A 26,656-nucleotide genomic window follows, 5' to 3' on the forward strand; every position below is an offset into this window, starting at 1 on the left:
ATAAATGACAAACACAGGGAGCAGTTTACTGCCCCTGTTTTTGTTTATTAAAAATGAATTGAGTTGCTACTATTGTTCATGATGCTGAAAGAAATTCGTACTAAATGATACTTTTTGTAAACTTCTGTCAAAATTTGCCGATACATAAAATGGAGAATATATACAGGAAGGGGGTGGAAAAGAATTTACAGAGACGATGACATTTCCAGGTTTAAACCATTTGTGCATTATTACATTCTATGTACAACTTTTTGCATGGCTATATTGATTATTGTTGCTGCTATTTTTGTATTTTCGGACAATGTGATTTTAATTCAAAGGGATTTGGTCCTGAATACATTTATTATAATAGTTATAGCTTTGGAAGCAGGTTTTTATTTCGTCACAAGAAATTTCATAAAGCATATGGGAAAATACCGTATTGGATTAAGCAATGCAGATGTCAGCCAGGGCACGGATGCATTGTTTTATGTCAGAAACAAATTGAAGTTCATAAGAGATTCGGAGATGCTTATAAAAGAAAATAAGGAAAAAAGATTTGCTCTTGTTCATTATGACATAAGTAAATTTAATATAATAAACAACAGCGTCGGATATGATGTGGGAGATGATATACTGCGTAAAATTTGTAAGGTATTCATCGAAAATTTAAAAAACGAGGTTTTCGGAAAATCCGATGGGGACAATTTTTTTGTATTGTTCGAATATGATAAGCAGGAAGAGCTGATTGAAAGAATGCTTCTTATTTCAAAAAAAATTGAAAAACTAAAAATTTGGAGCAAAATCAACATACGGCCTGCAGTAAAGATGGGTGTTTATTTTATTGATAACAATAATTCTGACATAAGAGTGGCAATCGACAGGGCAGATTTTGCCAAAAGCCACATGCAAAGCTGGTACATAAGCGATTATGCCATCTACAGTGAAAGCATCGGAAACAGTCTCATAGAGGTTAAAAAAATTGAAGATGGAATGCACCAAGCCTTGGAGAGAGATCAGTTCAAGGTTTTCTACCAGCCGAAGGTGAGCCTGAAAACTGGGATTATGGCTGGAGCTGAAGCATTGGTAAGATGGGATCACCCTGAACTGGGACTTCTCAATCCGGTAAAATTTATACCGATATTTGAAAAAGACGGTTTCATAGTCAACCTAGACAAGTATGTTTTTGAACAGGTGTGTATAGATATCAGGAAATGGCTTGATTTGGGATACGATGTGGTGCCTGTTTCAGTCAATGTTTCAAGAGTGCATTTCATAAACTCTAATTTTGTAGCCGAGTACAATGAAATCCGTGAAAAATACCGCATACCCGACAAGCTCATCGAAATTGAAATAACAGAATCTGTTGTATTCGGAAATGAGTGTGAAAAGGACGTCTTTTCGGTTATGAAGGATTTCAGGGAAGAGGGGTTCGAAATATCCATGGATGACTTCGGCTCAGGATATTCAAGCCTGGGACTGTTAAAGGAAATGCCCATTGACACCCTGAAGCTCGATAAAATATTTCTAAACCAGATAGAAGAGAAAAATTCACAGGTAATAGTCAACAATATTGTTGATATAGCCAGGAACCTGAAGCTAAACGTTGTTTCCGAAGGCGTTGAGACAGACATGCAGCTTGATTTCTTAAGAAACATAGGCTGCGATATGGCACAGGGCTTTATTTTTTCAAAGCCTAAGCCCAAGGAAGAATTTGAAAAGCTCATAAGCAGCGGCAGGAAAAATTACTATGACATTATAAAAAAAATACAGGAAGAGAGGCATTAGCATGGCATACAGCTGGGATAAATCATTGGAGACAGGAAACTTTACCATAGACGAACAGCACAAATCGTTGATAAATGCAATAAATGAACTATTGGAAGCGTGCAGCAAGGGCAAGGGCAGGACAGAGGTATCAAAGACACTTGATTTTCTTCAGAATTATGTAGTGAAGCATTTCGCGGATGAAGAAAGGCTGCAGATACAGTCCTCATACCCTGACTACAAATCACACAGGGAAAAGCACGAATCATTTAAGATTACAGTTAAGGGCATTGCGGAGGAGTATGAAAAAGGCGGAGCTACAATACAGCTTGTGGCAAAGGTCAACACATCCATAGGAGGATGGCTGATTAGCCACATCAAGTCCGAGGACAAGAAAGTTGCAGCACATATATTGAGCAGATAAAAATATATTAAGAGGGGATAAGAATGAACAGCATTAAGAGGAAAATGTTTTTAAACATGACAGCGGCAATTTTGGCAGTGGTACTGTTGATTGGAGGGTTATCATCTTACCTATGCTACAAGGTTACATTCGATATACTTGAAAACACCATGCATGAGGTGGCAGACGCTTCAGCTGCTACGGTTACTAAGGAACTTGAGATATACAAGACAATTGCGGCAGAGGTGGGTATGCTTCCGCAGCTGACACAGGAAGATGCAAGTACGGAAGAAATACAACAGCTTCTTGATGAGAGAGTATCAATGCACAATCTCAGGGGAATATCAGTATCCGACAAGGAAGGCATGGTTTCATCTGCAGCCGGAACAGAAATAGTTAAGCACATGGATTATTTTGAAGCATCCATAAACGGAGACGTGTTTGTTACGGATGCACTGTTTGATTCAGCAACATTTGAAATGTACTACGTAATATCGGCCCCCATCTGGAAGGACGGAATATACGGCTCCACGGTTGAAGGTGTGGCAATTGTGAAGATTGACGGCAGGACATTGACAGACATTGCTTCTGAAGTAGTTGTAGGAGAAGGAGGCTACGCTTCCATAATTGACAAGGAAGGTTATATAATAGGACACCCTGACTACAACAAGGTTTTAAATCTGGAAAATATAATAATGAATTACGAAAATGACGGAAGCTACGAAGAACTGGCTGTTCTTGAGAAAAAAATGCTCAGCGGTGAAACAAATTTCGGCACATATAAAGCTAGCGGCTCCGGACACATGCTGTCCTATTCGCCCATCGAAGGTACAGAAGGGTGGGCTATGCTCATTGACACTCCGCAGAGTGAATACCTGGAAAGCACAAAATTCAGCATAATGGCAACTGCAATTCTTGGATTATTGTCAATTGTTGTTGTTACACTGCTGGGATTCAGGATATCCAACAGCATTGCAGCTCCAATCATTGCATGTGCAAACAGACTTAAGCTGTTGTCAGAAGGGGACCTTCACACTGAAGTTCCAAAAACCAAAAGCAAGGATGAAACAGCAGTTCTTCTGGATTCCCTTGAAAAAACAATCAACGAGCTAAACGCAATCATACAGGACATTTCATGTCATTTGGGCGCAATAGTTGGCGGAGATCTTACCAGGTTTGTGGACAAGGAATATATGGGGGACTTCGAGCCCATAAAGGATTCGGTGGTTCAGATAATCAAGTCTTTGAACTACATGTTTAAAAATATAAACATGAGTGCCGAGCAGGTTGCCAGCGGTTCCGAGGAAGTTGCCGGAGGGGCTCAGGTGCTTACGCAGGGAGCAACCGAGCAGGCAAGCTCCATTGAAGAGCTGGCGGCAACAATCAATGAAATATCGGAACAGATCATTTCAAATGCTAAAAGCGCGCAGGAAGCAAAAGTCATATCCGAAGACACTGCACATGAGGTTCAAAAAGGAACCGAGCACATGGAACTGATGATAGGCGCAATGGATGAAATAAACAGTTCTTCTGTTGAAATAAGCAAAATAATCAAAGCCATAGAGGACATAGCCTTCCAGACAAACATACTGGCATTGAACGCAGCGGTAGAGGCTGCAAGGGCAGGCTCTGCAGGCAAGGGATTTGCTGTTGTTGCAGATGAAGTGAGAAACCTTGCGTCGAAAAGCGCAGAAGCTGCGAAAAACACTACAGATCTTATTGAAAATTCGCTAAAGGCCATTTCAAAGGGAGCAAAAATAGCTGACGACACTGTGGAGTCCTTTAAGAAAATTGTGGATAAGACAGACCAGACTGTTGCCATAGTTGAACAGATTGCCACAGCATCAGACCAGCAGGCTCTCGGTGCTTCTCAGATAAACTCCGGCATAGACCAGATTTCATCGGTTGTTCAGACAAATTCGGCAACTGCGGAAGAAAGTGCCGCAGCCAGCCAGGAACTTAGCAGCCAGGCAGCTTTGCTGAGGAATCTTATTAAAGACATAAAATTGAAACAGTCACATTCTCACGTTGAGTTTGCAGAAAACACGGATAACATGGAAGAAGCAGATGGAACAGACGAAGTAACTGACGAAGAATCAGAAGAACCAAGCATATAGCGCTCTGTATTTTGGATGGAATCAAGAATTCCATCCTTTTTTATACGCCGAAGGGGGACATAGGTCCCCCTAGCGGAGTTGCGGAACAACTTTTTTATTTCTTCTGCTTGGTGAGGGTTGGATTAAAAAAATTGCATTAAGGGCGAGACTGTTGTATTATAATAACAGCAAAATTAATCAAAAATAGGAAATCTTCAATAATTAATATTATATTAAGAATAAACAACTAATATAAAGATAATTAAGAATTCAGGAGGAATAAATTTGAGAATTTTAATCGTAGAAGATGAAGTTAAGATAACTCAGGCACTCAATTTTTTGTTTACAAAACAAAAAATTGATGTTGACATAGCCAATGACGGAGAGGAAGGGCTGCTCCTGGCAAGCAAAGACATATACGATGTAATTGTTCTTGACATAATGCTTCCTGGGGTTGATGGAATACAAATACTGAAAACAATCAGAAAAGAAGGACTAAAGACACCGGTGATCATGCTCACAGCTAAGGATACAATTGATGACAGGGTGTTCGGCCTCGAAAACGGAGCAGACGACTACCTTGTTAAGCCATTTGCCACGAAGGAGCTTATTGCCAGGGTGAAGGCTCTCGCCAGAAGGAAGAGCACGGAATATGTGGGTGAGATATACGAATTTGAAGACATCAGGTATGATGTCAAGAACTACCTGCTTTTCCTGGGTGACAAGGAATACAAGATACCGCTCAAGGAAGCGATGCTTATGGAGATGTTCATCAAGAAACCGAGACAGGTGTTTACAAGGGAACAGATAATTGACAGAATCTGGGGTCTTGAGGCAGATGTTCTGGAAAGCAACATAGAAATTTATGTGCATCATCTCAGAAAGAGGCTTGAAGAGACAAATGCAAAAATAGAAACCGTGCGCGGCGTGGGATACATGCTCAAGGAGAAGTAGAATGTTCAGAAGGCTTCATTTGAAATTAACGGCATATATGGCAATGATCCTTGTGGTTTTCATGTTTTTTGTGGCTACCGGCATATACAGCTTCACAAGGCTTGTGTTTGAGGACAGCAATAAGGAGCTTATGGAGACGGAAGCCATCAGGATTTATACGTACAGGACCATGTCTTTCTCCGGATTTTTTATGAACGATGGTATGTTTTTGAGGCTCGGACCCAGCGTTGCATTCATGGGAACGCAAAAGCTGGATGCATGTTATGTTATTTACGACAGGAACATGGATAGAGTATATGTTGAAGAAAATGAAAAATCCATTGCCGACAACATACAGAACCTGGCTCAAAAGGCGTATGATGAAGAAAAAGACTCCTTTGTTACAAAAAAGATAGGGCATTTCAACTATAGGATTCTTACCAAGTACTTTAATGACACAAACGGAAAAAGCGTGGTTCAGGTTTACCAAAACACGGTTAATGAAGATATCCTCTGGTCTTTCCTGAAAACTGTTCTTTTTGTCACGGGTATAAGCGGAATGGCAGTGCTGCTTGGCATAAGCTACATTTTCACAGGCCAGGCCATCAAACCCATCAAGGATACATGGATACGCCAGAAGGAATTTGTTGCTGACGCGTCTCATGAGCTAAGAACTCCTCTTACTGTAATACAGACCAACCTGGATGTGGTATTGAGCGATGATGAAGGAACCGTTGAAGAAAATGAAATGTGGCTGTCAAATGCGTATTCTGAAACCAGAGTAATGGCAAAACTCATAGATGAACTTTTGATTTTGGCCAAGGCTGATGCCAATCAGGAAAAACTTGACCTCTCTGAATTTTCTTTTTCAGAGGTTGTTGAAAATGTGTGTCAGAACATGGAAATCATTGCTCACAAGAAGAATATTGAGTTTGAGCTTATGATGGAAGATGACATAAAAATAAAGGCAGATTATGACAAGCTGAGAAGACTTGTTGTCATACTGGTGGATAATGCGGTGAAGTATACGGAGAAGGGTAAGGTAACCGTCAGCCTCTACACAGACAAGAACAAAAAGAAAATATTCTCCGTGGAAGATACAGGCATAGGCATATGCCAGAAGGACCTGGACAGAATCTTCGACAGATTTTACAGAGCCGACAAGGCCCGTCACAGGGAAGGCGGAACCGGACTTGGCTTAAGTATTGCGAAGTGGATTGCTGATGCCCACAGGTTCTCCCTGACAGTTGAAAGTACTATAAACGTGGGAAGCAAGTTTACCTTGAAGATGTGATAACCTTGCGCTAATGTGCATAGTTGTCATCCTGAGCATAGATAAGGATTTTCTGAACTACTGCAGGGCACAGGTGATTAATGATAAAAAACAAAGGAGCAGATGGTTTATTGGATGCTGCTCCTTTTGTATTGATTTATTGCTTACAAAAATTTGTCCTTGATGACATTCCAGTAATTGAATGTACCGGTGGAAAGCCTGCTGATTATCCTTTGGGACGTCCTGAAGTGGACGCATTCTATCTCATCGTACTCGTACATCTCCCCGTCTGCTGCCAGAGCTATGTAGTAGTCCGTCCTTCTTTCAGGATAAATTGTAATTTCAAACTCCGGAGGGACGATTATGCTGCAGTCAAGACACCTGTAGGCATTTGAAATTATTGGTGAAAGAGGTGTGAGCTGCAGAGTCTTGAGGGAAGGATACACAAGGCTTCCTCCTGCAGACTTGTTGTAGGCGGAACTTCCCAGAGGTGAAGATATTATCAGTCCGTCACCGCTGATTTTCTCCAGATGGTTTGAGGCTATGTAAACATCAAGATGAATTGTTTTCATGTCCTTTCTCTTCAGGATTATGTCATTTACGGCATACACCTTTTCAGTCTGGCCTTCTGCGAATACTATTTCGCTTTCTATAAGGTTTACATCGTTTATGGCATACTTGCCGTTTATGTAGTCATGCACGAACGCTTCCATGTTTTCAGGGGTTATTTCGGGATAGAAGCCCAATGTGCCGGTGTTTATTCCTATGAACGGCACCGATGAAAAGCTGCTTTCCCTTACAGCCCTTAGAAACGCACCGTCTCCTCCTATTGTAATGTTAAGCTCTCCATTTTCAGAGAAACCTTCATTACAGCTGTATCCGTTATTTTTCAGGATCTCAACCAGACATTTTTTTATCTCCAACGTATAAGTGTCATCGTTGGCAGCTATATTTATAACCTTTTCCTTCATGATAATCCCCTTTACTTTGAAAGTAATTTATATTATAGTAATAATTGATAAAATGCAGGAGCATATTAATGAATAACGATAATATTCTCAAATATACAATACAAGAAAACGGCAAGACTGTAAAGGGCATATTGAGTGAAAACTTAAATTTCTCAAGACGTCTGTCAAAGAGGCTGGAGCTGAGTGACAGCATTTTTTTAAATGGCAGCATCACAAAGCTCAACAAAAAAGTTGCAGCCGGAGACATTATAAAAATTCAGTTTGACGAAGATGAAGATGAATACAATGCGGTGAACATTCCCATTGTAATTGTTTATGAGGACACTGACCTCCTGGTGGTTAATAAGCCTCCATACATCGTGGTTCATCCCACCAAGTCGCATCAGGACAACACCATTGCAAACGGTGTGGCATACTACTTCAGGGAAAAGGGACTTCAGAGAAAGGTTCGCCTTGTGAACAGGCTTGACATGAACACGTCCGGAATTGTGATTATTGCCAAGAACCCCTACGCTCACAATGAGCTTGCCAACCAGATGAAATCAAACACGGTAGACAAATACTACTATGCCATAGCGGAAGGAATAATTCGGGAAGATGAAGGAACAATCAACGCACCCATAGCCAGGCTTAACCCTGAGGACATAACCAGGGTTGTGGATCCATCCGGCAAGGAATGCATAACACATTTCAAGGTTGAAAAGAGACTGGATAATATGACGCTGGTGAGGCTGAGGCTTGAAACTGGGAGGACCCATCAGATAAGGGTTCATCTGAAACACATAGGTCATCCCATATTGGGAGACACGCTGTACGGAAATGAAAGCAACCTCATTGACAGGCAGGCTCTTCACTGCCACGAAATGAAATTCAGGCAGCCCTTGACCGGGGAGGAAATTACTGTGACATGCCCTCTGCCGGAAGACATGAGTTATTTAATTAAGAGTTAAGAATTAAGAATGAAGAGTTAAAAAAACAATGTTGAATATATTTTAATGTTGCGGAAGGCTTTTAAGAAATTTCTGGTTGTTATTATTTTATGAAGGTGGGAATATGAAAAAAAACATTTTGCTTATCGCCACAGGCGGAACAATTGCATCAAAAAAGACGGAAGAAGGACTGGCACCGGGAATAACTTCGGAGGAGCTCCTGGGATATGTTCCTGAAATCAAGGAATTTTGCAATGTTGATACAATACAGATTCTGAATATTGACAGCACAAACATACAGCCGGAGTACTGGGTTTTAATGACCGAAGCAATCGAGAAGAACTACAGCAAGTATGACGGTTTTGTAATTTCTCACGGAACCGACACCATGTCCTATACATCCGCCGCACTGTCATACCTGATTCAGAATCCGGACAAGCCCATAGTTGTAACCGGTTCACAAAAACCTATCAATGCAGACATTACAGATGCAAAGAAAAATCTCCTTGACAGCTTCAGGTTCGCGGCAGAAAATGATGTGCGCGGAGTTTACCTGGTATTTGACGGAAAGGCTATTGTGGGAACCAGAGCGAGAAAAGTAAAATCAAAAAGCTACAGTGCTTTTGAAAGCATTAATTTCCCTGTTGCGGCAATAATAGATGACATGAGGATAACCAAGTACATCCGAAATGACGGCAGGGATTTGGAAGTTAAGTTTTACAAAAATATTTTTCCAAGCATATTCCTGCTTAAGCTGGCACCGGGAATGGATCCGGATGTTCTTGACTACATAGGCGAAAAATATGAAGGCGTCGTAATAGAGTCCTACGGCGTCGGAGGGCTTCCGTTTTTAGACAGGAGGAATTTCCTTGAAAAGCTTGGGGATCTCACTGAAAAAGGAAAGATAGTCGTGGTTGCCACTCAGGTTATGTTTGAAGGAAGCGACATGGGCGTCTATGAGGTTGGCGTGAAAGCATTAAAGAAGTTCAATGTTCTTCAGGCTTATGACATGACCATTGAGGCAGCCATAACAAAGCTTATGTGGATTATGGCACAAACCAGGGATTTCAACCAGATTAAGGAAAAATTTTACACAAGGATAAACGAGGACTCGCTTTACTAGAAAGAGGTAACGATGAAAAAAACCGACATGCACATGCATACCTGCGCTTCTGACGGAACGTGGGATGTGTGGGAATTGAAAGATGAAATAAAGAAAAACAAAATAGACATATTTTCCATAACTGACCACGACTGCGTGGACAACGTGAAGAATATGCAGGACATATTACTGCCTTCGGATAATTTGCTTTTCATTCCTGGTACGGAACTTTCTGCTGATTATAACGGAAGGGAATACCACCTTACATTGTACAATTTCGATTTGAACAACAAAGGTCTTTTGGAGCTTATAGACTGGACCAACCAGAGCAAACTCAGCTCCAACAAGGAATACATCAAGACGTTCGCTGCGAACAAGTATGACAGCATAAGCTTTGAAGACTTTGAGAAATACAGCTATGACAGGAAAAGAGGAGGCTGGAAATCAGCCAACTACATGATCGATAAAGGCATTCACAAAGATTTTCTGATCCATTTAAACGATGTTAAGGAGTCGGGCTTAAAAGCAGTACTGAAGAGTCCCGAGGAGGTAATCGACGTTGCAAAGAAAACCGGAGGAAAGTTGTTCCTTGCACATCCGTCATACCATTTCAAGGACGGCGTGATGCCTGAAGAGGAACTTAAATTCTGGCTGGAACAGGGAATAGACGGTATAGAATGCTTTTCTCCCTACAATAAGGGAGGAGCCCAATACTACATCGAATTCTGCAAAAAGAACAACCTTATGATTTCAGGCGGATCGGATTGTCACGGCAGCTTCATTCCAAGCAGAAAACTGGGTGTTCCTCACGCCGAACTGTCAGACCTGAACCTGAAAAAACTCTTAAACTGAAACATTACTTTCTGTAAGAAAGAGTAATCTATATTAAATTAAGAATAGTAATAATGAAGAATATTAGTTAATTAAGAATTAAGAATGAAGAATGAAGAATTGATGGTTGAAATTTAGGCAAAGCCTAAATTTCTTCATTTAATTCTTAACTCTTAATTCTTCATTGAAGGAAGGGGGATCTATGTTTAATAACAAACATGTTTCTGCGATTATTGTGGCTGCCGGCAAGGGAACGCGAATGGGTTCAGAATTGCCCAAGCAGTACATGTCAATAGCGGGAAAGACCATACTTGACACCACTTTGTACAAGTTTGAAAAAAGCAATGAGGTAGATGAAATAATACTTGTGGTGAACAAGGAAGAACTGGACTATGTAAATACAGAAATTGCGCCTGCATACCGCAAGGTAGTTAAAGTGGTACAGGGAGGAGCAACAAGGACCGAATCGGTCTTTGAAGGCATAAAGGCTGTGAACAGCAAGTGCCGTATTGTGCTAATCCATGACGGTGTGAGGCCGTTTGTTTCTTACAACCTCATCAGCAACTGCGTTGAAAATGCTGATATTTACAAATCATGCATACCTGTGGTGGAGGTGGTGGACACCATAAAGGAAGTTTCCGGTGAGGGCTTTGTGAAAGATACATTGGACAGAGCAAGGCTGAGGGCAGTCCAGACTCCCCAGGCTTTTGACTACGAGCTAATAAGGGAATGCTACTTGAACGCACTGACAGAGGACAAAGTGTTTACAGATGATTCATCCATTGTGGAATACTACGGTTACCGTGTTAAGACCATTGAAGGGCTGCAGAGAAACATAAAAATCACAACACCGCTTGACTTGAGAGTTGCGGAAATACTTTCAAGCGTATACTAGGAGACATATGAAAATAGGAATAGGTTATGATGTACATGAATTAACTGAAAACAGAAAACTCATAATAGGAGGCGTTGATATTCCTTTTGAAAAAGGGCTGCTTGGACATTCCGACGCGGATGTGCTCATCCATGCGGTCATGGACAGCATACTGGGAGCTCTGGGTCAGGGTGATATAGGGCGTCACTTTCCTGATACGGACCCAGCTTACAAAGGGGCGAACAGCAGAGATTTGCTGCGTCATGTGGCGGCGGTAATGGAAGGCACCGGATTTCGTGTAGGAAACATCGATGCCGTGATCATTGCTCAAAGGCCTAAGATGCTTCCCTTTATACAGCAGATGAGAAGCAACATGGCTGAAGATTTAAATACTGACGTATCCAATGTAAACATAAAGGCAACGACCACCGAGCACCTGGGCTTCGAAGGAAGAGGCGAGGGTATAGCTGCTCAGGCTGTGTGCCTTCTGGAAAAAAAGGAAATACATTGATGTAGAGCTATATATTGAGTATATCCAATCGTATATACCCGTAGTAGAATAGAATTAAGAATTAAGAGTTAAGAATTAAAATGAAGGGTTGAATCAGCACATACGCTAATTCATTAATTCATTCTTTGATTTTTAATTATTTTTTAGGGGGTATGTATGAACAGCTATCAAATACTGGCAGTTATCGGGGTGCTGGTTTTTGTTTTCTTCATTGCTTTTAAAAACAAGAAATCAGCCCAGAAAGAAATAAACAATTTAAACGAAATGGACTATCTGAGTTCCTCCCACATGACATTTGAGGACGTGGCCGGAAACTTCGAGGCTAAGGAAAGCCTCAAGGAAATCGTAGACTTCATAAAGAACCCGGACAAGTATGCAAACTTCAATGCACGGATGCCAAAGGGAGTGCTTCTCTACGGTTCTCCGGGAACAGGAAAGACACTGATGGCAAAGGCTCTGGCCGGTGAAGCAGGAGTTCCATTCTATGCCGTATCAGGCTCTGATTTTGTTCAGGTATATGCCGGACTTGGAGCCGGAAGGATTCGGAATCTCTTCAAGAAGGCTAAGAAGTCGGGCAAAAGCGTTATTTTCATAGATGAAATAGATGCCATAGGCAAAAAGAGAATGAATGGAAACTTAAGGGGAAGCGATGAAGGGGACAGAACCCTGAATGCTCTGCTTACGGAAATGTCAGGTTTCGGGGATGACACAGGAATTGTGGTGGTTGCAGCCACAAACAGAATCGACACCCTTGATTCGGCACTGTTAAGGCCAGGAAGATTCGACAGGCAGATAGAAATAATGCTTCCGGACAGAAATGCAAGAAAAGACATTATTAATCTTTACCTTTCAAAAATGAAAGTATCCGAAGACATGGATCTGGACGAAGTTGCAGATCTCACCGTGTATTTCAGCGGTGCCATGATTGAGAATTTAATAAACGAGGCAGCTCTTATTGCTGTAAGGGAAAACTCAGATAAAATTTCAGCCAGTCACGTGCAAAGAGCATATTTGAACGTGCTGGCTGGTTCAGAGAAAAAGAATGCTGAGGAAAATGAAAGGCAAAAAATAACCACATCATATCACGAGGCAGGACATGCATTTGTTTCCAGACACCTTATTCCTGAAAACAAGATTATAAGGGTTTCTGTCATCCCCACCACCAAGGGGGCCGGAGGATATACGCTGAGTTCTCCCAACGGTTCTGAGGTTGTGACGAAAACACGCATAAGAAAACAGCTGTCGGTTTTAATGGCAGGAAGAGCAGCCGAAGAAGTGTTTTTCGGAAAAGAAAACATAACCGTAGGTGCTCAAAATGACATTGAAAAGGCAACTTCTCTTGCAGTTGACTACATCGCAGCTTACGGAATGGATGAGGAAGCTGTCTTTGTGAATTTTAAAGTTTTGTCCGAGAAGCTGAATATCTCGCCGTCTTTTGTGGAACAATCAGTTAGAAAGCTTTTGGCAGAAATATACGAAGATACTGTAAAATTGGTGGAAAACAACAGAAATATGGTGTCTGCAATTGCAAAAAAATTAACGGAAAAAGAAGTATTATCAGAGGAAGAACTGGATAGTATGCATGAATAATTCCTCGGATATTAACAGAAAACCGGGACAAAATACTAATAATTGTATTTGCCGAAAGTAAATTACAGTTGTAAGTTTAACCGTCCTATGGTATAATCATATTAACTTAATAGGAATTAAAGCCTGCGGTTCACGGAAATCTTTTAATTCAACCGACATATTGTAAAAGGGAATTCGAGTTTAAGTGCCTATGACAAGCCCGCCTTGACGGGAAGCCAGAATCACGTAACAGAGATCCCACCTGCTTAGATGCGGGTATGAATTATTGGTTTGCGGCTCTCGCGGGTTTATTTTTTTATAAAAATGCGAGCGTTTTTACACGGTAGGGGGACATAGATCTCATAGCAGAGCCGTGGAGCAACTTTTTAGGAAAACTGGGAAAAAACGATTGCGTTTTCCTGATGTTACATATATAATAAAAATATAATTAGGAATATCACATAACCATAAAATTCACTAGGAGGATAAAATGATAACAATTAAAGACGTTGCAAGACTTGCAGAAGTGTCCATTTCAACCGTTTCAAGAGTCATCAATGATTCAAAGCCTGTAAGTCCCGAAGTGAGAAGAAGAGTTCTCAAGGTTATCGAAGAGACCGGATATAAACCCAATGACGTTGCAAGAAGTCTTGTTACTAGAAGATCTTATTTAATCGGTGTCATAGTAAACAATTTAGCTCAGAGCTATGTGGCTGATATAGTTAGAGGTATTGAGGAAATAGGTAAAATGTACGGATATGACATACTTCTGTGCAGCAGCTACAACAGCAAAGAAACTCAGGAAAAATATCTGCAGCTTTTGGACAGAAAACAGGCAGAAGGTCTTTTCCTGGTAGGAAACAAATTTGATGACGAGATAATTGAGCTGGCAAAAGGCTTAAACAAGCCTTGCATCTACTTCACAAGAGACGTGCACGAAAACATGAACCACATTTCAGTAGACAGCAATGCCGCTTTTTATGAGATGACAAACTACCTCATTAAGGAAGGACACAAAAACATTGCCTACGTTTCAGATTTTACTGCAAGGACATCTGCCGAGAATGAAAAAATAGCAGGGTATCAGAAGGCAATCGAGGACAACGAACTGAATTATTCCAAAATATACGTTGTGGGAGGAAACAAGCACAGCAGGGCATACGAGCTGGGAAAATCCGTGGCAAAGGATGCAAAGGAATTTACAGCAGTTGTGTGCAGCAATGATGAAATTGCAATCGGAATCATGAACAGCTTCTATGACAACGGAATCAGAGTTCCGGAGGATGTTTCGGTTGTAGGATTCGGAAACATCAGGGAAGGAAGATTTGTAAGACCGGAACTAACAACAATCGGAGAACCTTATTATGATGTGGGAGCCGTGGGAATGCGCATGCTCATAAAAATGATAAAAGGCGACAAAACTCCTCAAGGTCTGATGGAACTTCCGTTTACCATCGAGAAGAGAAAAAGCGTAAGAACATTAGGCTAACTTAGGATCAACAGTTGATAATCCTGCGAATCAAAGCTTTTGCAGTTTTGATGGTGTTTTGATTCAGGTTAGAATGATGCTGCTGTTGTTATAATGTGTTGAAATTAAACGAAAACTTATATTTTTTTCGTGACAAATAGCGTCACGAAATCTAAACCGGTCCCCCTATAATTTGTGTAAACAATATTGTAGGGGGATTACAAATGAAGAAGCGATTTATTTGTTTAATGCTTTTTTCTCTTCTTTTCAGTTATAGTTCATTCGGATACTACCAATACTATGAGGAGATTGACAGCTTAGAACAGCTGCTGAACCAGCGCATAGTAATAATGAATGAATTCTTGTACGGAATAAAGGACATGGAAAATCTTGAGGAAAAACTGGACAACATAGAAGCGGAAAACCTCTTAAAAAATGACCTTGACATTTTGCGTAAGGTTATGGACAGTCCTACGGACTATGAACTTGCCTTGAGTGTGGAGGTGGACGAGATTAAAAGCCTCGAGAATGCGGACGGAAACATGCACATCAACGCTGATTTAAAATGGCAGATGAGCGGATATGACGGGGAGTTTTCCATGGTTAAAAACTACGACATACGATGTGTGGAGATAGAAGGCAGGATGTATCTTGCTTCTTTGGTATATATTGAATGAGGGAGATATTATGGAAAATAACGATAAACTTTTTTACAGGAAAAATTTCATATGGAACGTTATAAATGATGAAGAAAAACAGGGAGTATTTGACCTGGGCGATGATTACAAAAAATTCATCGATGCATCAAAGACTGAAAGGCTGTCCATAAGGGAAATCGTAAGGCGTGCTGAAGAAAACGGATTTGTGAACATAGAGGACTTGCAGGAAATAAAGCCGGGAACGAAATACTACTATGTCAACAAGGGAAAAGATGCGGTGCTTGCCGTTGCAGGAAATGAAAGACTTGAAAACGGCATGAACATTGTTGGAAGCCACGTGGATTCTCCAAGGATCGACTTAAAGCAAAATCCTCTCTACCAGGAGCACGGCCTCACTCTTCTGAAGACTCATTACTACGGTGGAATAAGAAAGTATCAGTGGGTAGCCATACCGCTGGCTCTTTACGGCACAGTTGTCAGAGAAGACGGGGAAATAATTGACGTGGCCATCGGAGACGATGAGAACGACCCTGTTTTCTACATAACCGATTTGCTCCCGCACCTTGCCAAGGACCAGAACGACAAAAAACTGTCTGATGCCATAGAAGGCGAAAGCCTAAATGTAATAATAGGAAGCCTTCCGGCTGACAGCAATGATGAAGGTACAAAATTTAAGCTGAATGTGCTAAAGCTGTTAAACGGAAAATACGGAATGATAGAAGAAGATTTCCAGACTGCAGAGCTTGAGATTGTGCCTGCAGGGAAATCCAGGGATGTGGGCATCGACAGGGGAATGATAATGGCTTACGGCCACGACGACAGAGTCTGCGCCTACACTTCTCTGAAAGCTATCCTTGAATTAAACAATCCGGAAAAAACAGCTATTGCCTTGTTTGCAGACAAGGAAGAAGTGGGCAGCAACGGAAGCACCGGAATGCATTCCTTGTTCTTCAGCAACCTGGCAGCTGAAATCATAGCCATAGAAAACAACGGAAACTACTGTGAAAGAAAGCTAAAAAAAGCCATGGCAAACAGCTCCATGCTTTCCTCGGACGTTGCTGCAGGGCTGGACCCCACATATCCCCAGGTTTCCGAAAAGCAAAACGCTGCTGTCATGGGTCAGGGCGTCGCCATGATCAAGTACACGGGAAGCAAGGGAAAATCAGGGGCAAATGACGCCAACGCCGAGTACATAGGAAAACTCAGAAGGCTGTTCAACGACAGCGGAGTAATCTGGCAAAGCGCAGAGCTCGGAAAGGTTGATCAGGGAGGCGGAGGCACAATAGCTTACATCATGGCAAACTACAACATGGACGTTGTTGACCTGGGAGTTCCTGTTCTGAGCATGCATGCTCCTTTCGAAATCGTGTCCAAGACAGATGTATACATGACTTACAAAGCATACAAGACATTTTACAATAAATTCTGATTATGCTGGATTGTGCATAAATAACATAATGTAGACAAAGTCGTAAGATAAAATAAAATCTTACGACTTTGTTGTATTAAAACGTTCATAATCAAGAGAAAATATCTTGATCTCTATATTTTGTGGCTTTACATGTACTAAGTACCGCGATATAATAATCTCACCTACTAAGCTGTGCGTAATATATGTACTATCTTTAGAGAATATTTAGCTAGAGTTCTATTACTAAAAAATGTTAATAAAGTATCTGTTATGGTTGCTATTAAACCAATTTATAATAAATGCATAGAGGTGAAAAGCTAAATGTCCGAAGCACATATTTATAGAGAAATAATAAATAGATCACATAAAAGATGTATTCAATATGGAATAGAAAAGTGTAGGGCTTTGCCTGCAAAGATATTTAAAGGTGAAGAACTTAAAATGTTATTGGATAAAAATAACGAATTGGTAAAAATAGCAAGACCCTTCATTGAGATACTGTATGATCTTTTAAGGGGATCAGGATTTTCCATATACCTAACGGATAAGGATGGTATAGTTCTTACTATTATAGGAGATAGAGATATCATTGAGGACCAAACAAGAGTAGGCATTATTGTTGGCGCAGATTTAAGTGAAAAGAGCGCAGGTACTAATGCCATGGGCACAGCACTTTATGAAAATTGTTCAATACAAGCATCAGGGGAAGATCATTTTATAACTGCATTTCATATATGGACTTGTTCCGCTGCAGTTATTCATAATGAAAAAGGGGATATTATTGGAAGCCTTAATTTAACCGGACGACGCCAGTTAGCTCATCCTCATACATTAGGGCTTGTAGTTGCTGCGGTAAAGTCTATAGAAAACCAACTTAAAGTTGAAAAAACACAAAATGAGTTATTAGAAGCTTATGAGTATTTAAATACTGTCATGGATTCTGTTAATGCAGGAATTTTTGCGGCAGATACCAATGGGGTAATAAAAGCTGTAAATAACACTTTGTGCAGTATGCTTGAGATTGAAATTGAAAAAATAATTAATAAAAAAGCTGTTAATGTTTTAGACAACTGGGAGTTTATATTAGGTCAAATTAAGAGGAAAAACACTTATGAGAATAAGGAAATCATATATTTCGGCAATAAGAAGAAGAACAGGTTTGATTTAAGTGTCTATCCCATTAAAAACAAAACTGGCGATATAACGGGCACGGTGGCGATATTTAAGGATATTCAGAATGTATATAATTTGGTAAATAAATATACCGGAATGTCAGCTACTTATACTTTTGACGATATAATTGGGGAAAGTAAAGCAATTTTAAAATTAAAAGAGCAGGCGAAGAGCATTTCTAACAGTCCTTCCACGGTGCTTATTCAAGGTGAGAGTGGAACTGGAAAAGAACTTATTGCTCAATCAATCCATAACAATAGCAACAGAAGAAATAACAGCTTCGTAGCAATAAACTGTGGAGCCATACCAAAAAGTCTCATAGAAAGTGAATTGTTTGGATACGAGGAGGGGGCTTTCACTGGTGCTAAGAAAGGTGGCCATCCCGGAAAATTTGAACTTGCCAACGGAGGAACTTTGTTTTTAGATGAAATAGGAGAAATGCCTTTGGACATGCAGGTAAGCCTTTTAAGAGTGTTGCAGGAGGGCTGTGTTAGCAGGTTAGGCGGGAATAAATGTACTTATACAGATGCGAGAATTATTGCAGCTACAAATAAAGATTTAAAGAAAGAAATTGAGAGGGGTACATTCCGTGAAGATCTATACTATAGATTAAGTGTAATTCCCATATATGTTCCGCCTCTAAGAGAAAGAGAAGGAGATATTGAGCTGCTTATACAGTATTTCTTAAAGGTTAAATCCGTTAAATTAGGGAAACCAATACCAAAAGTTAAATATGATTTATTTGAAAAACTAATAGGCTACAATTGGCCTGGTAATGTACGTGAAATGGAGAACTGCATAGAAAATATTGTTAATTTGGATGGAAATACTTCTTTCAATTTTGAAACTAAGAATTTAGATTATAAACTATATAATTCTGTTGCAAGTGAATTGGAATACAATATGTGTTCCCTTGATGAATGGGAGCAAAAGGCAATATTAAGTTGTATTGATAAATGTAATGGAAATATTTCTAAAACAGCCCAGATTTTAGGTGTTAACAGAAGCACCTTGCATTCTAAAATAAATAAATACAAAAAAAGATGATGCTAAGTGATTGTTTGTATAAAAACTAACAATTATTACTAATGCATCGTTGGATTTAATTTAGAAAATAGTACGAAAACACAACAGTGTTGCAAAAAACAACAATAATTCTTCAAAAATGTTGTTTTTTGCAACACTATTTTCATGAATGTGAAATTTATGTGGTATAAAATCCTAAATGTTGCTTTGTAGAAATGTTGGCATGAAAATTGCTTGTTATAAATACAACAATTAAACAAACAACAATAATAAAACATTTGAAAGGAAGAGATTTTACTATGATGAGATTTACATTACCGAGAGACATGTATTATGGAAAAGGTTCGTTAGAACAACTAAAGAACTTAAAAGGGAAAAAAGCAATATTGGTTTTAGGCGGAGGCTCTATGAAAAGGTTTGGTTTCGTAGACAAGACTCTTGCATACCTGAAGGAAGCTGGAATAGAAACAATATTATTTGAAAATGTTGAACCTGATCCATCTGTGGAAACAGTTATGAATGGTGCTGCTGAAATGAGAGCCTTTGAACCTGATTGGATTATAGCAATGGGTGGAGGTTCTCCAATAGATGCAGCTAAAGCTATGTGGGTATTCTACGAGTATCCGGATACTGATTTTGAAGAAATTCTTCAACCATTCTCATTTCCGGAATTAAGACAAAAGGCAAAATTCATAGCGATACCATCAACATCAGGAACTGCCACTGAAGTTACAGCATTTTCGGTTATTACAGATTATGAAAAGGGTATAAAATATCCTTTGGCCGATTTTAATATTACACCTGATATAGCCATTGTTGATCCAGATTTGGCTGAGACTATGCCACAAAAATTAACTGCACATACAGGCATGGATGCATTGACTCACGCTATTGAAGCATATGTATCAACTCTTAACAGTCCTTTCACTGACCCTCTTGCAATTAAAGCTATACAGATGGTAATTGAGTATCTTCAAGAATCATATAATGGTGATACGGCTGCAAGAGAGCAGATGCATTATGCACAGTGTATGGCAGGTCAGGCATTCAGCAATGCACTATTAGGAATAGTTCATTCTATGGCACATAAAACAGGCGCTGCGTTCTCAACAGGACATATTCCTCATGGCTGTGCAAATGCAATATATCTTCCATATGTAATTAAATTTAATGCAAAGAATGCAGCCGGACGTTATGCTGATATAGCAAGAAGCATTGGAATTACAGGAACTGATGATGAATGTGTAAAATTATTATGTGATAAGATTGACGAATATAATGTAAAATTAGATATTCCTAAGTCATTAAAGGAATTTGGGATCAATGAAACTGAATTCAAAGAAAAAGTTTCTAAAATTGCAGAATTAGCAGTTGGCGATGCATGCACAGGTTCTAATCCAAGAACAATTGATGCTGCTGAAATGGAAAAATTATTAACTTGCACATATTATGGAACTGAAGTGAATTTTTAATTGGAAAAATAAATATTTGCTCATAGAAAAGATAAACAATAAATTTGAATAAAAGAGAAGACTTAAACGAAGAAAAAACTACCCCTCTAGATTGAGTACAGGGGAGTCAACTTTGACGTAGTCAAATCTATTTTGGAAAATCAGCTGCGTAAAGGTAAATTTATACATGTTTATTTTTTGACATATTATGCGTTGTTGGTTGACTTTTATAATTCGCATATATATAATATTATCTGTGTGTGTGAATTAAATAATATGGAGGTAACTAAATTGCAGAATGAATTTGTAGAATCAAGAAAAAGTGAATTTGCAGAATTGAAATCATATATAGATTCAGTAAAAAGTTCACAAGGTATATTAATGCAGACTTTACAAAAAGCGCAAGATATATTCGGATATTTGCCGCTGGAAGTGCAGCAGTTTATATCGAAAGAAACAAATATTCCATTGGCCGACATATACGGAGTTGTAACTTTCTATACTCAGTTTACCGTAGAAGAAAAAGGTAAACACAAGATAGGTGTATGTCTGGGAACAGCATGTTATGTGAAGGGCTCTCAGGAAATTATGGACAAACTTTCTGAGGAACTCAATGTCAAGGTTGGTACCACAACAGAAGACAGAATGTTTACGCTTGAGGCTACAAGATGCTTAGGCTGCTGCGGTTTGGCTCCGGTTATGATGATTGACGATGATGTGTACGGAAAGATGGAACCGAAACGCGTTCATGAAATATTGAAAAAATACAGAAATTAGGAGGTGCTGGCTTGAAATCATTAGATGCATTGAAAGAAATCAGAGAAGAATCAGTTGCAAGTTTTGAAATGAAAGATATTGAAAATCCTATAAGAGTTCTTGTTGGATTGGCAACCTGCGGTATTTCTGCCGGAGCTAAACCTGTCATGAAAACATTGGCAGATGAAGCTGAAAAAAGAAACATGAAAAATGTACAAGTTGTTCAGACAGGCTGCGTTGGCATGTGCACATACGAGCCTATCGTTGAAGTATATGTACCCGGCAAGGAAAAGGTAACATACATTCATGTGGACACAGAAAAAGCAAAAAAGATTTTCGAGGAGCACATTTTAAACGGAAACGTTGTTGATGAATACACCATAGGCGCTGAGCAGCCGCAGGAAGAAAAGAAAGAAGACGAACACACCTCATTGATGGATGTGCAGTTTTACAGAAAACAAAAAAGAGTAGCCCTTAGAAACTGCGGAATCATAAATCCCGAAGACATCCATGAATATATTGCCAAGGACGGTTACCAGGCCTTGGGTAAAGCTCTTACCGAAATGACATCTGAACAGGTAATCAGCCTCATGAAGGAATCCGGCCTGAGAGGAAGAGGAGGCGCAGGCTTCCCTACAGGTATGAAGTGGAGCTTTGCGGCACCAAACAAGGCGGATCAGAAATACATCATATGCAATGCTGACGAAGGAGACCCGGGCGCATTCATGGACAGAAGCGTTCTTGAAGGAGACCCCCATGCTGTTTTGGAAGCTATGGCAATCGCAGGATATGCCATAGGGGCTACAAAGGGTTTCATATATGTAAGAGCAGAGTATCCTGTAGCTGTACAAAGGCTTCATATAGCAATCGACCAGGCCAGAGAGCTGGGACTTTTGGGCAAGAACATTTTCAATTCAGGTTTTGACTTTGACATTGAAACAAGGCTTGGCGCAGGAGCTTTCGTTTGCGGTGAAGAAACTGCACTGATGCAGTCAATTGAAGGAAAAAGAGGAATGTCAAAGGTTAAACCGCCGTTCCCTGCCAACAAGGGACTCTGGGGCAAACCGACTGTAATAAACAACGTTGAAACTCTGGCAAACATTCCACAGATTGTTTTCCACGGACCACAGTGGTTCAAGAGCATGGGAACAGAGAAATCATCCGGTACAAAGGTGTTTGCTCTGGGCGGAAAGATAACAAACACAGGTCTTGTGGAAGTTCCAATGGGTACAACCCTAAAAGAAGTAATATACGACATCGGAGGCGGATGTCCAAACGGCAAAGCCTTCAAAGCCGTTCAAACAGGAGGACCTTCAGGCGGATGCCTTACAAAGGATCACCTGGATATACCCATAGATTATGAAAATCTGACAGCAGCAGGCTCAATGATGGGCTCAGGCGGTATGATAGTAATGGACGAAGACAACTGCATGGTTGATATAGCAAGATTTTTCCTGGAATTTACCGTTGACGAATCCTGCGGGAAATGCACTCCGTGCAGGATTGGAACTAAGAGAATGCTGAAGATTCTTGAAAAAATAACACAAGGCAAAGGAACAATGGAAGACCTGGAGGAACTTGAAACTCTTGCAACAAGCGTTAAGGACGGTTCTCTCTGCGGTCTTGGTCAGACTGCTCCCAACCCTGTATTGTCCACATTGAGATATTTCAAGGACGAATATTTAGCACACATTGTTGACAAAAAATGTCCGGCAAAACATTGCAAGGCACTTTTGACTTATGAAATCAACAAGGACAAATGTACAGGCTGCACGCTGTGCGCAAGAAAGTGTCCTGTCAATGCAATCGAGGGAACTGTCAAGAATCCTCATGCCATCAGCCAGGAACTGTGCATCAAATGCGGCAATTGTTACAGCGTATGTAGATTCGGCGCTGTAGAAAAAAACTAAGAGGGAGGATTGACCGTGGCTTTAGTAAAATTAAACATTAATGGAAAAGAAATAACGGCTGAACAGGGAAAGACAGTACTAGAAGCAGCGTTGGAAAACAATATAGAAATTCCTCATCTGTGTTTTGATGAAAACCTTGAGGTTTATGCAGGTTGCGGACTTTGCGTTGTTGAAATCGAGGGACAGCCAAAGGTTGCAAGAGCCTGCGCAACACCGGTTGCAGACGGTCTTGTCGTAAAGACCAACACTAAAAAGGTGGCAGAAGCCAGAAACACTGCATTGAATCTTCTTGTATCCGTGCACATCGGTGACTGCAAGGCCCCATGTACACTGAACTGTCCTGCCCACACTGACGTGCAGGGATATGTAGGACTTGTTGCCAACAGGCAGCCCAAGGAAGCATTGAAACTTATAAAAGAAAAGCTTCCGCTTCCTGCAAGCATAGGAAGAGTATGTCCGCATCCATGCGAAAAAGCATGCAGAAGACAACATGTTGAAGAATCCATTTCAATTGCATGCATTAAGACATATGCAGCAGATTACGATTTGAATTCTGACGATGTATACATTCCAAGCGTAAAACCGTCAACAGGCAAAAAGGTTGCAGTTGTAGGAGCAGGACCTGCAGGTCTTTCCGCAGCATACTTCCTTTTGAGAGACGGACATGAAGTTGAAATATTCGAAGCAAAACAAAAACCAGGTGGAATGCTTAGATACGGCATACCTGAATACAGACTTCCGAAGAACGTTGTTGACGCTGAAGTTGCAGTCATCGAAGACATGGGAGCAAAAATCAGCTACGGCGTGAAAATCGGAGAAGACATGTCCCTGGATTTCCTAAGAAGCAAGTTCGACGCTGTATTTTTAGGAATCGGAGCATGGAAAAGCTCACCCATGAGGTGCGAAGGAGAAAACACTCCGGGAGTTCTGGGTGGAATTGACTTTTTAATAAAGGTTGCTGAAAACAATCCGGTTAAGATAGGCAAGAAGGTCATAGTCGTAGGCGGAGGAAACACAGCCATGGACGTAGCAAGGACAAGCATAAGACTTGGTGCCGAAGAAGTAAGGGTTGTATACAGAAGAACCGAAGACGAAATGCCGGCAGAAAAAATAGAAATTGAAGAAGCAAAGGAAGAAGGCGTTATATTCTCATTCCTGAGCGCACCTGCATTGGTTGAAGGCGGGGAGAAAGTTACAGGCCTCAAGTGCGAGAAGATGGTTCTCGGCGAAAAGGATGCATCAGGAAGACAGAAACCTGAGCCTACAGGAGAATTCGTAACCTTTGAAGCCGACACGATTATTGCTGCAATCGGACAGGAAGTTGACTGCGGCAGCATAAACGTAGGACAGGGCAAGAAGAAAAACATCGCCATAAACGAAGAAACATTCGAAACAAGCATCAAGGGAGTGTTTGCAGGCGGAGACGCAGCTACAGGACCCAAGATAGCCATAGATGCCATAGCTCAGGGGCAGCAGGCAGCAGGTGTAATAAGCAGCTACCTGGCAGGAAGCATAATACCATACAAGGATCTTCCTCTTGTTTACACAGAAGTTACCGAAGAGGACTTCAAGGACAGAGAGAAATCTCCAAGGGTACATCACAGAACTGTGGAAGCAGAAATAAGAAAACACAACTTCCAACCCATACTTCCGACCATGACTGAGGAAGAAGCGGTGAGAGAAGGTTCCAGATGTCTGGAATGCGGCTGCAAGGACTACTTCGAGTGCCAGCTGGTGGACTACATCAAGAAGTTCGACATCGACACCAAGAAGTATCATGCCGAGGAAGAAAAGCAATTTGCTGAAACAGACCATCCGTTCATTTCTCAGAACGTTGACAAATGCGTTCTCTGCGGACTTTGCGTGAGAACCTGCAGCGAGGTTGTAGGAGCTTCAGCGCTGGGATTTGTTGAAAGAGGAAGCAAGACGTTCGTGTCTCCTGCATTTGAGCAGAAGCTCAAGACTACGGACTGCATCTCCTGCGGAAGATGTATCGACGTATGTCCTACGGGAGCTTGGCTTGACAGAAGAGAAAATGTGAAAGAAATTCCATTGAACCTGGGCGAGACCAAATCCGTATGCAGCTACTGCTCCGTTGGATGTGAGGTGGTATACGAGCACAAGGACAATGTGGTCTACAAGGCATCAAGCCCTAAACACAAGGAAGTTCCGGCTTGCGGAAAAGGTAAGTTCGGTATCGAACACATAAATTCAAAAGACAGACTGCTTACTCCAAAGGCAATGATCAAAGGGGCGCAGGAAGAAATATCAATGCAGACAGCATTGTATGAAACCGCTAAGCGTCTGAGAAGCATACAGAACATGTATGGTGAAAACAGCATTGCATTTGCTGTGTCACCTAAGCTGACAAACGAAGAGCTTAAGTTTGTAAAAGCTGCTGCAGAAGGGCTTGGAACAAAACTTACGGGCTCCTTCACATTAGAAAAGGAATCCGGCATAGAATCAGTTCTTGGCATAAACCAGTCAACAGCAACATTTGCTGAACTTGACTCCGCTGATTTGATAATATCAGTTGGACAGCTTTACGAGCATCATCCTTCAATGGGAATGAAACTTAGAAGACTTTCAAAGTCAACCAAGGTTGTATCTGCTTCAACAAAAGAAACTCAAGCCACAAAGTGGGCTGATGTTGTAAGCCTTGAAAGTTATGAAGCATTCTTTGCAGGAGTTTTGAAAGCCTTGATTGACAAGGGCATCGTAAAGGCAGAAACAGTTAAATCATATTTAAACGGTGAACAGCTTCTGAGCGCTCTTGCAAACGCAGAGGTTTCGAAGGATGCGGACAAGATTGCGGAACTATTCAAGAAAGCCAAGAAGCCGATGATCATAGCAGATGAAAACACAGTAGACAACAAATCCCTGAAGGTTCTGGCAGACATTACTCTGGTAACAGGCAATGCTGGCAAGCCGCACAGAGGTCTAATCACTCTAAAGGCCAAGTCAAACAGCCAGGGAGCATGGAACCTGGGATTCAGAACATCCGGACAGGAAATCGCAGAGGCTCTTGCAAGCGGCAGTGTTAAGGCACTGGTTGCCATAGGCGAGGATGTTTTGGGCAACAAAAAAGAACTTAAAGAAGCTGTGAAAGACCTTAAATTCTTTGCGGCATTCGATATATTTGAAAGCGACACAACAAAAGCAGCCGAGTACGTTATTCCGCTTTGCAGCCTTGCTGAAAGCAACGGAACCATTGTCAGCGCAGACGGCACTGTAAGAGCTGTTGCTGAAGCAATCAAGCCGCAGACAGGATTGTCAAACGCTGAAATGTTCTGCAGCATAGCAGAAATGCTGAACGCAGAGTATGTTCCTGCAAAAGCCGATGAAGTTGAAACTTCATTGTATGTTCCTGAATTTGCTGGAGCTGAAAAGCAATATGAAGTTTACGACACGGTAGAAAAAGCATTTTTGGCTGATTTGAAGGCCAATTGCATAATAGCAGAATAATTTAAGTCCATGAAAGACCCGGCAGTGAACAATTCATTCGTCACTGTACGCAGCTTTTAAACAGTCCATGACGCATTGAGTATGACTCATGGATGGACT

At 40.9% G+C, this 26,656-nt stretch carries 20 protein-coding genes and 1 other RNA gene; 20 read left to right on the forward strand and 1 reads right to left on the reverse strand.

Translation table 11 applies throughout. The features are described from left to right. The first annotated feature begins 264 nt into the window (after positions 1-264). The 5 genes from AAGU76_RS14360 (at position 265) to AAGU76_RS14380 (ending at position 6,472) form a co-directional block, all read left to right on the forward strand. A complete protein-coding gene (locus tag AAGU76_RS14360) occupies positions 265-1,767 on the forward strand; it encodes a GGDEF domain-containing phosphodiesterase (RefSeq protein ID WP_342486198.1) in 1,503 nt (500 codons plus the stop codon). A gap of 1 nt (position 1,768) precedes the next feature. Beyond that, on the forward strand, positions 1,769-2,170 hold the full coding sequence (locus tag AAGU76_RS14365; protein ID WP_342486199.1) for a hemerythrin family protein: 402 nt from the start codon (positions 1,769-1,771) through the stop codon (positions 2,168-2,170). Between the two features lie 23 nt (positions 2,171-2,193). Continuing rightward, positions 2,194-4,266: a methyl-accepting chemotaxis protein gene (locus tag AAGU76_RS14370; protein ID WP_342486200.1), complete on the forward strand. Its 2,073-nt coding sequence runs from the start codon at positions 2,194-2,196 to the stop codon at positions 4,264-4,266. 264 nt (positions 4,267-4,530) lie between these two features. Further along, entirely contained in the window at positions 4,531-5,199 is a 669-nt protein-coding gene (locus AAGU76_RS14375; protein WP_342486201.1) for a response regulator transcription factor, read from the forward strand. A gap of 1 nt (position 5,200) precedes the next feature. Beyond that, on the forward strand, positions 5,201-6,472 hold the full coding sequence (locus AAGU76_RS14380) for an ATP-binding protein (protein ID WP_342486202.1): 1,272 nt from the start codon (positions 5,201-5,203) through the stop codon (positions 6,470-6,472). Positions 6,473-6,615: 143 nt separating this feature from the next. Here AAGU76_RS14380 and AAGU76_RS14385 read toward each other — a convergent pair whose 3' ends face one another. Next, positions 6,616-7,422 carry an NAD(+)/NADH kinase gene (locus AAGU76_RS14385; protein WP_342486203.1) on the reverse strand — a complete coding sequence of 269 codons (807 nt, stop codon included), beginning with the start codon at positions 7,420-7,422 and terminating at the stop codon, positions 6,616-6,618. 68 nt (positions 7,423-7,490) lie between these two features. On the opposite strand from AAGU76_RS14385, the gene AAGU76_RS14390 reads away from it, so the two are divergent. The 15 genes from AAGU76_RS14390 (at position 7,491) to AAGU76_RS14460 (ending at position 26,557) form a co-directional block, all read left to right on the forward strand. Continuing rightward, positions 7,491-8,372: an RluA family pseudouridine synthase gene (locus AAGU76_RS14390; protein ID WP_342486204.1), complete on the forward strand. Its 882-nt coding sequence runs from the start codon at positions 7,491-7,493 to the stop codon at positions 8,370-8,372. A gap of 103 nt (positions 8,373-8,475) precedes the next feature. Then, entirely contained in the window at positions 8,476-9,474 is a 999-nt protein-coding gene (locus AAGU76_RS14395; protein WP_342486205.1) for an asparaginase, read from the forward strand. Positions 9,475-9,486: 12 nt separating this feature from the next. After that, positions 9,487-10,305 carry a PHP domain-containing protein gene (locus tag AAGU76_RS14400; protein ID WP_342486206.1) on the forward strand — a complete coding sequence of 273 codons (819 nt, stop codon included), beginning with the start codon at positions 9,487-9,489 and terminating at the stop codon, positions 10,303-10,305. Positions 10,306-10,486: 181 nt separating this feature from the next. Continuing rightward, on the forward strand, positions 10,487-11,179 hold the full coding sequence (gene ispD, locus AAGU76_RS14405; RefSeq protein WP_342486207.1) for a 2-C-methyl-D-erythritol 4-phosphate cytidylyltransferase: 693 nt from the start codon (positions 10,487-10,489) through the stop codon (positions 11,177-11,179). Between the two features lie 7 nt (positions 11,180-11,186). Continuing rightward, on the forward strand, positions 11,187-11,669 hold the full coding sequence (gene ispF / locus AAGU76_RS14410; RefSeq protein WP_342486208.1) for a 2-C-methyl-D-erythritol 2,4-cyclodiphosphate synthase: 483 nt from the start codon (positions 11,187-11,189) through the stop codon (positions 11,667-11,669). A 156-nt stretch (positions 11,670-11,825) separates the two neighbouring features. Beyond that, positions 11,826-13,259, forward strand: coding sequence for an AAA family ATPase (locus AAGU76_RS14415; protein ID WP_342486209.1), 1,434 nt, complete (start codon positions 11,826-11,828; stop codon positions 13,257-13,259). Between the two features lie 117 nt (positions 13,260-13,376). Next, positions 13,377-13,551, forward strand: a non-coding RNA gene (gene ssrS, locus AAGU76_RS14420) — 6S RNA. Positions 13,552-13,728: 177 nt separating this feature from the next. Beyond that, on the forward strand, positions 13,729-14,727 hold the full coding sequence (locus tag AAGU76_RS14425) for a LacI family DNA-binding transcriptional regulator (RefSeq protein ID WP_342486210.1): 999 nt from the start codon (positions 13,729-13,731) through the stop codon (positions 14,725-14,727). A 203-nt stretch (positions 14,728-14,930) separates the two neighbouring features. Continuing rightward, a complete protein-coding gene (locus AAGU76_RS14430) occupies positions 14,931-15,383 on the forward strand; it encodes a hypothetical protein (RefSeq protein ID WP_342486211.1) in 453 nt (150 codons plus the stop codon). Between the two features lie 10 nt (positions 15,384-15,393). Further along, the gene (locus AAGU76_RS14435) at positions 15,394-16,794 is read left to right on the forward strand and encodes an aminopeptidase (protein ID WP_342486212.1); all 1,401 of its coding nucleotides are present in this window, start codon (positions 15,394-15,396) and stop codon (positions 16,792-16,794) included. A gap of 303 nt (positions 16,795-17,097) precedes the next feature. Further along, positions 17,098-18,996 carry a sigma 54-interacting transcriptional regulator gene (locus AAGU76_RS14440; RefSeq protein ID WP_342486213.1) on the forward strand — a complete coding sequence of 633 codons (1,899 nt, stop codon included), beginning with the start codon at positions 17,098-17,100 and terminating at the stop codon, positions 18,994-18,996. A gap of 278 nt (positions 18,997-19,274) precedes the next feature. Beyond that, entirely contained in the window at positions 19,275-20,447 is a 1,173-nt protein-coding gene (locus AAGU76_RS14445; RefSeq protein ID WP_342486214.1) for an iron-containing alcohol dehydrogenase, read from the forward strand. Positions 20,448-20,717: 270 nt separating this feature from the next. After that, positions 20,718-21,203 (forward strand): NADH-quinone oxidoreductase subunit NuoE, encoded by a 486-nt coding sequence (nuoE, locus tag AAGU76_RS14450; RefSeq protein ID WP_342486215.1) that lies wholly within the window; start codon positions 20,718-20,720, stop codon positions 21,201-21,203. Between the two features lie 68 nt (positions 21,204-21,271). Next, a complete protein-coding gene (gene nuoF, locus AAGU76_RS14455; protein WP_342486312.1) occupies positions 21,272-23,092 on the forward strand; it encodes an NADH-quinone oxidoreductase subunit NuoF in 1,821 nt (606 codons plus the stop codon). A gap of 15 nt (positions 23,093-23,107) precedes the next feature. Then, positions 23,108-26,557, forward strand: coding sequence for an FAD-dependent oxidoreductase (locus tag AAGU76_RS14460; protein WP_342486216.1), 3,450 nt, complete (start codon positions 23,108-23,110; stop codon positions 26,555-26,557). Positions 26,558-26,656 lie beyond the last annotated feature (99 nt).

The organism is Sedimentibacter sp. (assembly GCF_038562225.1).
Taxonomy (GTDB): domain Bacteria; phylum Bacillota; class Clostridia; order Tissierellales; family Sedimentibacteraceae; genus Sedimentibacter.

What these genes read in the sequence shown, in the direction of transcription:
- AAGU76_RS14390 (WP_342486204.1), top strand. Translation starts at nt 7,491, where the DNA reads ATGAATAACGATAATATTCTCAAATATACAATACAAGAAAACGGCAAG.
- AAGU76_RS14415 (WP_342486209.1), top strand. Translation starts at nt 11,826, where the DNA reads ATGAACAGCTATCAAATACTGGCAGTTATCGGGGTGCTGGTTTTTGTT.
- ispF (WP_342486208.1), top strand. Translation starts at nt 11,187, where the DNA reads ATGAAAATAGGAATAGGTTATGATGTACATGAATTAACTGAAAACAGA.
- AAGU76_RS14370 (WP_342486200.1), top strand. Translation starts at nt 2,194, where the DNA reads ATGAACAGCATTAAGAGGAAAATGTTTTTAAACATGACAGCGGCAATT.
- AAGU76_RS14425 (WP_342486210.1), top strand. Translation starts at nt 13,729, where the DNA reads ATGATAACAATTAAAGACGTTGCAAGACTTGCAGAAGTGTCCATTTCA.
- AAGU76_RS14430 (WP_342486211.1), top strand. Translation starts at nt 14,931, where the DNA reads ATGAAGAAGCGATTTATTTGTTTAATGCTTTTTTCTCTTCTTTTCAGT.
- AAGU76_RS14440 (WP_342486213.1), top strand. Translation starts at nt 17,098, where the DNA reads ATGTCCGAAGCACATATTTATAGAGAAATAATAAATAGATCACATAAA.
- AAGU76_RS14365 (WP_342486199.1), top strand. Translation starts at nt 1,769, where the DNA reads ATGGCATACAGCTGGGATAAATCATTGGAGACAGGAAACTTTACCATA.
- AAGU76_RS14435 (WP_342486212.1), top strand. Translation starts at nt 15,394, where the DNA reads ATGGAAAATAACGATAAACTTTTTTACAGGAAAAATTTCATATGGAAC.
- AAGU76_RS14380 (WP_342486202.1), top strand. Translation starts at nt 5,201, where the DNA reads ATGTTCAGAAGGCTTCATTTGAAATTAACGGCATATATGGCAATGATC.
- AAGU76_RS14395 (WP_342486205.1), top strand. Translation starts at nt 8,476, where the DNA reads ATGAAAAAAAACATTTTGCTTATCGCCACAGGCGGAACAATTGCATCA.
- nuoF (WP_342486312.1), top strand. Translation starts at nt 21,272, where the DNA reads ATGAAAGATATTGAAAATCCTATAAGAGTTCTTGTTGGATTGGCAACC.
- AAGU76_RS14385 (WP_342486203.1), bottom strand. Translation starts at nt 7,422, where the DNA reads ATGAAGGAAAAGGTTATAAATATAGCTGCCAACGATGACACTTATACG.
- ispD (WP_342486207.1), top strand. Translation starts at nt 10,487, where the DNA reads ATGTTTAATAACAAACATGTTTCTGCGATTATTGTGGCTGCCGGCAAG.
- AAGU76_RS14400 (WP_342486206.1), top strand. Translation starts at nt 9,487, where the DNA reads ATGAAAAAAACCGACATGCACATGCATACCTGCGCTTCTGACGGAACG.
- AAGU76_RS14445 (WP_342486214.1), top strand. Translation starts at nt 19,275, where the DNA reads ATGATGAGATTTACATTACCGAGAGACATGTATTATGGAAAAGGTTCG.